General features: G+C 70.3%; 10 protein-coding genes. 8 read left to right on the top strand and 2 right to left on the bottom strand.

Annotated elements, in window-relative coordinates; translation table 11 throughout:
* Positions 1 to 226 precede the first annotated feature (226 nt).
* Positions 227 to 682, bottom strand: coding sequence for a MarR family winged helix-turn-helix transcriptional regulator (locus tag ACFRU2_RS00820; RefSeq protein ID WP_382966422.1), 456 nt, complete (start codon positions 680 to 682; stop codon positions 227 to 229).
* A gap of 94 nt (positions 683 to 776) precedes the next feature.
* Here ACFRU2_RS00820 and ACFRU2_RS00815 point away from each other — a divergent pair, with 94 nt between their 5' ends.
* Together ACFRU2_RS00815 and ACFRU2_RS00810 are read left to right on the top strand one after the other, a co-directional pair.
* The gene (locus ACFRU2_RS00815; protein ID WP_250738296.1) at positions 777 to 1,109 is read left to right on the top strand and encodes a rhodanese-like domain-containing protein; all 333 of its coding nucleotides are present in this window, start codon (positions 777 to 779) and stop codon (positions 1,107 to 1,109) included.
* Between the two features lie 35 nt (positions 1,110 to 1,144).
* Positions 1,145 to 1,723 carry a YceI family protein gene (locus tag ACFRU2_RS00810; protein ID WP_250738298.1) on the top strand — a complete coding sequence of 193 codons (579 nt, stop codon included), beginning with the start codon at positions 1,145 to 1,147 and terminating at the stop codon, positions 1,721 to 1,723.
* Between the two features lie 95 nt (positions 1,724 to 1,818).
* Here ACFRU2_RS00810 and ACFRU2_RS00805 read toward each other — a convergent pair whose 3' ends face one another.
* Positions 1,819 to 2,427: a TetR/AcrR family transcriptional regulator gene (locus ACFRU2_RS00805; protein ID WP_382966421.1), complete on the bottom strand. Its 609-nt coding sequence runs from the start codon at positions 2,425 to 2,427 to the stop codon at positions 1,819 to 1,821.
* A 364-nt stretch (positions 2,428 to 2,791) separates the two neighbouring features.
* Here ACFRU2_RS00805 and ACFRU2_RS00800 point away from each other — a divergent pair, with 364 nt between their 5' ends.
* From ACFRU2_RS00800 to ACFRU2_RS00775, 6 genes are read left to right on the top strand one after another with little or no spacing between them, the layout of a single operon-like run.
* Positions 2,792 to 3,976: an aminotransferase class I/II-fold pyridoxal phosphate-dependent enzyme gene (locus ACFRU2_RS00800; protein ID WP_382966420.1), complete on the top strand. Its 1,185-nt coding sequence runs from the start codon at positions 2,792 to 2,794 to the stop codon at positions 3,974 to 3,976.
* Positions 3,966 to 4,490, top strand: a complete 525-nt coding sequence (locus ACFRU2_RS00795) for a DUF6190 family protein (RefSeq protein ID WP_382966419.1) — start codon at positions 3,966 to 3,968, stop codon at positions 4,488 to 4,490. The genes ACFRU2_RS00800 and ACFRU2_RS00795 overlap by 11 nt, the downstream gene beginning before the upstream one ends.
* Positions 4,491 to 4,500: 10 nt before the next feature.
* Positions 4,501 to 5,286: a dihydrodipicolinate synthase family protein gene (locus ACFRU2_RS00790; protein ID WP_382966418.1), complete on the top strand. Its 786-nt coding sequence runs from the start codon at positions 4,501 to 4,503 to the stop codon at positions 5,284 to 5,286.
* Positions 5,274 to 6,113, top strand: coding sequence for an iron-containing redox enzyme family protein (locus ACFRU2_RS00785; RefSeq protein ID WP_382966417.1), 840 nt, complete (start codon positions 5,274 to 5,276; stop codon positions 6,111 to 6,113). The genes ACFRU2_RS00790 and ACFRU2_RS00785 overlap by 13 nt, the downstream gene beginning before the upstream one ends.
* On the top strand, positions 6,110 to 7,414 hold the full coding sequence (locus tag ACFRU2_RS00780) for a methyltransferase domain-containing protein (protein ID WP_382966416.1): 1,305 nt from the start codon (positions 6,110 to 6,112) through the stop codon (positions 7,412 to 7,414). The genes ACFRU2_RS00785 and ACFRU2_RS00780 overlap by 4 nt, the downstream gene beginning before the upstream one ends.
* 41 nt (positions 7,415 to 7,455) lie before the next feature.
* Positions 7,456 to 8,166, top strand: coding sequence for a DsbA family protein (locus ACFRU2_RS00775; RefSeq protein ID WP_382967790.1), 711 nt, complete (start codon positions 7,456 to 7,458; stop codon positions 8,164 to 8,166).
* The last annotated feature ends 100 nt before the right edge of the window (positions 8,167 to 8,266 follow it).

The raw sequence follows: 8,266 nt of genomic DNA, 5'->3' as shown, positions 1-8,266 counted from the left end.
GGGGGGGGGTTGGGTTGGGGGGGGGGGGGGGGGGGGGCCGGGGGGGGGGGGTTTGGTGCTTGGGGGGGGGGGGGGGGGGGGGGGACCGGCGGGGGGGGGGGGCGCCCCCGGCCCGAATACGCCCGTACGAGTGCGCGCGCACGGTGTACGAGGTGGACGCGCCGGCCTGCCCGGACTCCCATCTGCCCGAACTCCCACCTGCCCGGACGCCGGCCCGGACGGAGGGTCAGCCCAGCCGGATGTCGGATTCGGGCTGGGCGACCTTGAACAGCGCACGGGCGATCACCGCGGCGTCCTCGTCGGTGAGGTGCGCGGAGAAGTGCTTCTGGATGCTGCGCATGTAGACCGGGGCGGTCGCCCGGTGGGCCTCTGCCCCCGCCGGGGTGATGACGGCCCAGGAGGCCCGCTTGTCGTGGGGGTCGGGCAGCTTGTCCACGAGGCCGGCGCGCACCATCTCGTCGATCAGGCGGCTGACCCGGGTACGGCTGAGGACGACCCGGTTGGCCACCTCCTGCATGCGTAGCCCGTGCTTCCCGGCAGCCTTGAGTTCGAGCAGTACGTCGTACCACGTCAAAGGGATCCGGCCGTCGCGCTGCACATCGTTCTCGATGGCGCGTACGGCGGTGTTGTGCGCGAGGAGCATCGCCCGCCACGCCTCGAGTCGATCATCCTGTCCGGTCACACATTGATCCTACTCCCATTGCGTGCGCCCGCACATACTTGTTAAGGTGCGTGCGTACGCACTTATTGACCCTTGATTTTCGGAGGCTGTCTCCATGGCGGTTCAGAACCTCTCCCGCGACGAGGTCAAGCAGAAGCTCGACAGTGGCAAGGCCGCGGTCGTCGAGGCCCTGCCCGAGCAGTACTACAAGGAGGCGCACCTGCCGGGCGCGCTGCTCCTCCCCGTCGACGACGTCGACACGCTGGCCCCCGGCCTGCTGCCCGACAAGGACGCCGAGGTCATCGTCTACTGCACCGGTACGACCTGCTCCAACTCGGGGATCGCGGCCGAGCGGCTCGCGGAGCTCGGCTACTCGAAGGTCTTCACGTACAAGGACGGCAAGGAGGACTGGATCGGGGGCGGCCTCCCGACCGAGTCCGGCGTCTGAGCGCAGCGCCCCCACACGAGCAGGAGGAACGGACGATGACCAGTAGCGCGACATCCCCGACCCGCACCGTCGACGGGGTCGAACTCCCCGCCGTGGGCGACTGGAAGGTCGACCCGGGGCACGCCGAGGTCGGCTTCCTCGGCCGGCACTTCATGCTCACGAAGGTGCGCGGCCGGTTCACCGGCGTCGACGCCACCGTCTACATCGGCGAGCGGCCCGAGGACAGCAAGGTCACCGCGGTGATCGACATGGCCAGCGTCAACAGCGGGGACACCGCCCGGGACGACCACCTGCGGTCCGCCGAGTTCTTCGACGTGGCCGAGCACCCCCAGGCGACGTTCACCTCGACGTCGGTGAGCTGGAACGGTACGAGCGGCACGCTCGCCGGCGATCTCACGATCAAGGGCTTCACCCGGCGCGTCGAGCTCGACGTCGACTACCTGGGCCACGCCAAGGACCCGTGGGGCAACGACCGCACGGTCTTCTCGGCGCGCGGCAAGATCAATCGCGAGGACTGGGGCCTGACCTGGAACATGGCCCTGGAAACCGGCGGGTTCCTGGTCTCCAAGGAGATCGAGCTCTCGCTGGAGATCGAAGCGGTCAGGGAGGTCTGACGCCCTGCGCGTCGCCCTGCCGGTCCCGGTACGGCCTCCGCCGTGCCGGGACCACCCCTGCCCGCGTCCGGACCACGTCGCCGACGGCGTGACCGTCAGGCCTCCAAGACCCGCCGCACCATCTCGCCCAGTGCTCCGCGGATCCTACTGGGGGTGAACTCGCTGTTGCGCAGGGCCTGTTGGAGGTCCGCATCGACCAGGGCGAGCAGCAGGTGCGAGGTGCCCTGGGCGTCCAGCTCCGGCCGCGCCTCGGCCAGCAGGATGGCCAGGTGGCGCTGCCACAGGCAGTAGGAGCCGATCTGGTACCGAACGCCGGGCGCGGTGGTCTCGGAAAGCCGGACCAGCTCCAGGTTCGCGTCGAGCAGATCCAGGTACGTATCGAAGAAGGCGGTGATCCGCGTACTCGCGTCGGCTCCGGGCCCCAGGGGCGGCGGCCCGAACAGCATCCTGCTCTGGAGCTCGCTCTCCTGGGCGTCGAGCAGGGCCACGGCGAGCCCGGACTTGCTTCCGAACCGGCGGAACAGCGTTCCCTTGCCGACGCCCGCGCGTGACGCGATGGCATCGAGGGACACGTTCTCGACCCCGTGCTCCCCGAAGAGCTCGGCGGCGACCACCAGGATGCGGTCGCGATTGCGCGCCGCGTCCGCCCGCTCGCGGACCGGCTTTCGGATGAGTTCGGTCACTTCAGGCGACCCGCTGGTCATGCTGTGTCTTCGTCCGTGACCTCGTAGGTACGTCGGTTGTCGCGAGTGTACCCATCTCGGACATCACGTGCGTCTGGTGGGCCACGACCACACCTAACCCCCAACTGCCGCTCATCGCCGTTTGTTTGCTTGCCCCCGTGAACACGATGTGTCAGGGTCGTTGCCGAAACGGACCGCAGTCCGGTTACCGGGGACCACCATGACACAGCTCAAGGGCCGCCGCACTGCATTCCCTTCAGGAGCCGGCCGCCCGCCGGAGAGTTCCGTCAGCCCGATCGGCAGCTGATCCCGCCCACCGCGAACACGGCGCGCCCCCGAGCGCGCACCACTCCCCCTGGCACGCCCGCCCTCGACCGGAGGAAGCATGACCACGCACATCAGCCCCGCCAGCCCGGACAACCAGCTCCTGGACCTGACCCAGCACGAGATCCAGGCGCTGCGCACCAGGTTCAACCTCGCCGACGCCCACACCCACCAGCAGCAGTCGGACAGCCAGCGCGAAATCGTCGCCCGGCTGCCCGAGCTCTGGTACGAGGCGGAGCGCGGGCTGCAGGCGACGGCCGAGGAGCGCTTCATCGAGGCCTTCTTCACCCTGCACCGCCAGGACACGGCCCTGGCCAAGAAGAAGACCCTGCTCTCCTACGCCGCCTCGATCTCGACGATGGTCGCCGGCATGTACCTCAAGCAGCAGCGCAAGTCGGTCACGCTGGTCGAGCCCTGTTTCGACAACCTCTACGACGTCCTGAACAACATGGGCGTACCGATGTACCCCATCGAGGAGTCGGCGCTCCACGATCCGGACCGGATCTACGCGGAGCTCAAGCGCCTGGTCCGCACCGACGCCCTGTTCCTCGTCGACCCGAACAACCCCACCGGCTTCACGCTGCTCCAGCACGGCCGCAAGGGCTTCGAAGAGGTGGTCCGCTTCTGCAAGGACCACAACAAGCTGCTGGTCATCGACTTCTGCTTCGCCTCGTTCACGCTCTACGACGAGAAGCTCGCCCGCTTCGACATCTACGAGCTCCTCGAAAGCTCCGGCATCTCCTACCTGGCCATCGAGGACACGGGCAAGACCTGGCCCGTCCAGGACGCCAAGGCGGCCATGATCACGGCCAGCGACGACATCCGCGAGGACGTCTACAACCTGCACACCAGCGTGCTGCTCAACGTCTCGCCCTTCGTGCTCAACATGCTGACCCAGTACGTCCAGGACTCCACCCGCGACCAGCTCGCCTCCGTCCGCGAGGTCCTCACGCAGAACCGCGAGGCGATACGCAAGGCGATCGACGGCACGATCCTGGAGTACCAGGAGCCCGTCGCCGGAGTGAGCGTCGCCTGGGCGCGCATCAACCACCCGGAGCTGACCGCGACCGAACTGCAGCGCCTCCTGGCCGAGGCCGAGGTGTACGTCCTGCCCGGCCGGTTCTTCTACTGGAGCCAGCCCGACCGCGGCGAGGCCTTCGTCCGCTTCGCCCTCGCGCGCGACCCGAAGGTGTTCTCCGACGCCATGGCCCGGATGCGCGAGGTGCTCGACCGCCATGCCGTCTGACACGACCGCCCCCGACGCGTACTCCGACGAGTACGCCGACGCCGCGCTCTTCCTCGGCATGAACAGCGAGGACGAGGACGTGCGCCGCGCATGCAAGGCCTTCTTCGTGGAGCGGCTCGACGGCAGCATCGTCATGAGCCTGGAGCAGGTGGGCCGCTGCGACGACATCATCTGGGGCTTCTCCCGCGAACTCCAGGACGCCTACTACCCGTTCATGGACAACCTGCACACGGTCATGGACATCCGGCGGCTCGGCTACGAGGAGGCCGACGTCCTGCGCGCCACCGACGCGGAGCTGCCCCGGTCCCTTCCCGTGCACGAACGACTGCTCCTGGGCATGGTCCAGGGCCGCGAGGGGCTGCTGCACACGGCCAGCCCGCGCCTCGCGGCCACGACCGGGTTCGCGCTGCGCGCCGTGGCCGGCGCCGACGGGCCGGAAGCCGTCTTCCCCGAGCCGCTGGAAAGCCTCTACCAGCAGTCCCTCGCCCTGCGCGTGCCGGCCGAAGCCCTGTGACGGAGGACCGATGATCACCGGAATGACCACCGCGCTCGTCACCCCGGTCGACGCGGCGGGAGAGATCGACGAGAAGAGCACGGCCCGCCTGATCGCGACCGTACGGCCTTATGCGGACGCCCTGTTGCCCGCACTGAGCACCGGCGAGGGGGGCTCCCTGTCGGACCGGCAGTGGCGGGACACTGTGACCGCCGCCGTCCGGTACGCCGACGGCTTACCGGTCCTCGCCGGCATCCTGCGGCCCACCACGGCCGCGGCCCTCGCCCTCGCCCGCGGCGCGGGCGGACTCGGCGCCGCCGCGGTCGTGGTCACCACCCCGTACGGGGTGGACGTGACGCAGGAGGAGATGTACCGCCACTTCGAGGCCGTGGCCGGAGCCGGACTGCCCGTGATCGTCTACCACGAGTCGGCCGTCTCCGGGAACGGCCTCGAACTCGGCACCCTGCTGCGCGTGTGCGCGCTGCCGGGGGTGGCCGGGGTCAAGGACTCCGCCGGGGACCCCGAGTTCACCCGGGCCCTGCTCGCCGCCGGCCCGGGCGTGCCCGTGGTCCAGGGGCTCGAACACCTCCTGTTGGATTCCGGACCCGTCGACGGATGGGTCGTCGCACTCGGCAACGTCGAACCGGAGCTCTGCAAGGCCCTGTTGACCGACCGAGGCGAGGAGCGGGCGGCGCAGCTGCACGCCGCCTGCGCCCGGTACGGCCTGGACCGGGACGACTGGTACCGCTCGCTGAAGACCGAACTGCTGCGGCGCGCCGTGATCGAGACCGACCGGGAGGTCCCGTGCTCAACGTGACACCGAAGCCCACCGACAGCCCCCTCAAGCGGCTGTTCCTCCTCAACCGCTCCCTCCACAACTCCACGGACCTCGCCCTGATCGAGGACCTGGAGGCGGCCTGGATCGAGCCCCTGGTCGAGGACCTCGCCGACCGCACGCCGCCGCTCGCCGGCCGCGCGGAGTGGAAGGAACGCCTCGACGGACTGCTCGCCCTCGAACGCGAGGGCAGCGCGGCCGGAAGCTTCCTCGCCGAGAAGGCCACCCGGGGACAGTTCGCCCACGTCGTCAGGGAGTTCGCCCTCGACGGACTGACCGAGGCACAGAACTTCTTCCCGGCGATACCCCGACTCCCCCTCCGCGCGCAGATGGCCGTGATGCGGGTGCTCATCGACGAGTTCGGCTGCGGCAACCTCCAGCAGACCCACTCCAAGCTCTACCTCGACCTGCTCGCCGAACTGGGGCTCCCCCAGGAGCTGGAGAGCTTCGTCGACACCACCTCCGACGAGACGTACGCCTTCCTCAACGTCTTCTACTGGCTCACCCAGCGCGCCGCGCACGTCGAGTACTTCCTCGGCGCCCTCGCCTACCTGGAGGCGAGCATCCCCGACGCCTTCACCGTGCAGGCCCGCGCCTGCGCCCGGCTCGGGATCGTGCAGGGCCGGTACTACACCGAGCACCTGCACATCGACACCTTCCACATGCGGGAGATGCAGACCGCGATCAAGGAGTACGAGGCGGCGCGCGGGCTCGACGCGACGAAGCTCTGGGTCGGTGCGCAGCTGCTGTCCGGGCTGATCGGGGGCGCCTTCGACGCCGCCGTCGCGCGTGCGCGGGAGGTGGCATGAGCGACGCCGTCCTGGAAGAGCTGCCGGGCGACCGGGTGCGGGTCCGCGTCGCGGGCCGGGAGTTCGTGATCGACGCCGCCTGTACGCACCGGCTCGGCCGGCTCGTGCACGGGCACGTCAATCCGCGCACCCTGCGCATCACCTGCCCGCTGCACGGCACCGGCTTCGACCTCGCCACCGGCTGCCCGGTGTCCGGCGCGGCGGCGGAGCCGCTGACGGTGCACCATGCGGGCGTGCTCGGGCAGCTGTACGCGCCGCAGGACGTCTGGCTGCCGGCCTCCGAGCGGCTCCTCGAATGGGACGACGGCTTCCACGACCTCATGCTCGGCGACCGGCTGCGCATGGCCGCGTACAGGGCGGCCGTCACCGAGGCGGTGCGGCCGGGCGCCACCGTCCTCGACCTGGGCACCGGTACCGGCATCCTGGCCCAGTGGGCGCTGGAGGCGGGAGCGGCCCGGGTCTACGGCATCGACCTCAACGAGAAGATCCTGCGGACCGCGACGCGCCGGCTCACCGAGGCCGGGTTCGGGGACCGTTTCCATCCGCTGCGCGGGTTCTCCTTCGACATCGAGCTGCCCGAGCGGGTGGACCTGATCATCTCCGAGATCATGGGCAACCTCGCCGACAACGAGAACTGCGTCGCGATCCTCGACGACGCCCGCAGCCGTTTCCTGCGGCCGGGCGGCGCGATGCTCCCGGTGGCCGTGGAGAGCTATCTCGTACCGGTCACCGCGGAGGCGGCGCACGGCGCGGTGCGCGACGGCGCGCCGCAGGACGCCGGGAGCCCGGCTGAGTTCGCCGAGCTGCTGAAGGGGCGCGGCGCGCGGGACGCCTTCGACCTCTACTACGACGCGATCATCCCGGTCGGCGGCCAGCTCTCGGCGCCGCGGCTCGTGCGCCGGTACGCCTTCGAGGGGACGCACGGCGCGCAGGAGACCTCGTACGAGGTTCCGCTCGTGTACACCGTCCAGCGGGCGGGGCTGTTCACCGGCTTCAAGGGCTATTTCGTGGCCACCCTCTCGGACACCGTGGCCCTGGACATCTCCGGCGACGAGGTCGCGGCCGAGGATCCGCAGGCCCGTACGACCTCGGACAGCTGGAAGCACGCCTACCTGCCGGTCCGGGACGCCGTGCCGGTGCGGCCGGGCGACCGGATCGCGCTCACCTTCTCCCGGCGGCACCCGGCGGACACCGGATCCGGATCCTTCGGACAGGTCTACGGCTGGGAGGGCTCGGTCGTCTCCGGGGACGTCACCGTGGCCCGCTTCTCGCACAGCACCCGGCCCGAACAGGAAGGCTGAACCCTGTGACCACGACGACCGCGACGGCCACCACCGGACCGATGAGCAGCGGGGTTGCGGACCCGCGGCTGCCGGCGACGCCCGACACCATCAGCGTCTACACCGATCTGAACTGCTCCTTCGCCCACGTGGCCGTCCACCGGCTGCACGAGACCCGGCGCACGCTGGGTCTGGAGGGCCGGATCTGGTTCGACTTCCGGGCCTTCCCCCTGGAGCTGTTCAACCGGGAGGTCAACGCCCGGCCCGGCGTCGACTCCGAGATCTCGGTGCTCGGCGCGCTCGAACCGGAGGCGGGCTGGCGGCTGTGGCAGGGGCCCGACTGGACCTACCCGGTCACCACCCTGCCCGCGCTCGAAGCGGTGCACGCGGCCAAGTCCCAGTCGCTGGAGGCCAGTGAGCGGCTCGACCGCGCACTGCGCCGCGCCTTCTGGGCGGAGGGCCGCTGCATTTCGATGCGCCACGTCATCCTGGAGGTGGCCGCCGCGACGGGCGCCGTCGAGGTGGACGAGCTCGCGAACGCCCTGGACACCGGCTCGGCGCGGGCCGCCGTGACCGCCCAGTACGAGTCGGCGCGCGAGGGACGGGTCAACTGCAGCCCGCACGTGTTCCTCCACGACGGCACCGACATGGCCAACCCCGGTATCGAGGCGCACTGGGTGAACGGCGACTTCGGACAGGGCTTCCCCGTGATCGACGGGGACCGGCCGGAGGTCTACGAGGAACTCCTCGCGCACGCCGCCCGGCTGCTCTGAACCTCGCGCCGTGGGGGGGGGGGAGCGGAGAGAGGGGAAGACAAAAAGAAGGGGAGAAAGGGGGGGAAGGGAGGGGGGAGGGAGGGGGGAGAGAGAAAGA

Origin of the sequence: Streptomyces sp. NPDC056883 (assembly GCF_042788835.1) — a bacterium.
Lineage (GTDB): Bacteria > Actinomycetota > Actinomycetes > Streptomycetales > Streptomycetaceae > Streptomyces > Streptomyces stoeckheimensis.
This window is presented reverse-complemented; position numbering and strand designations above follow the sequence as displayed.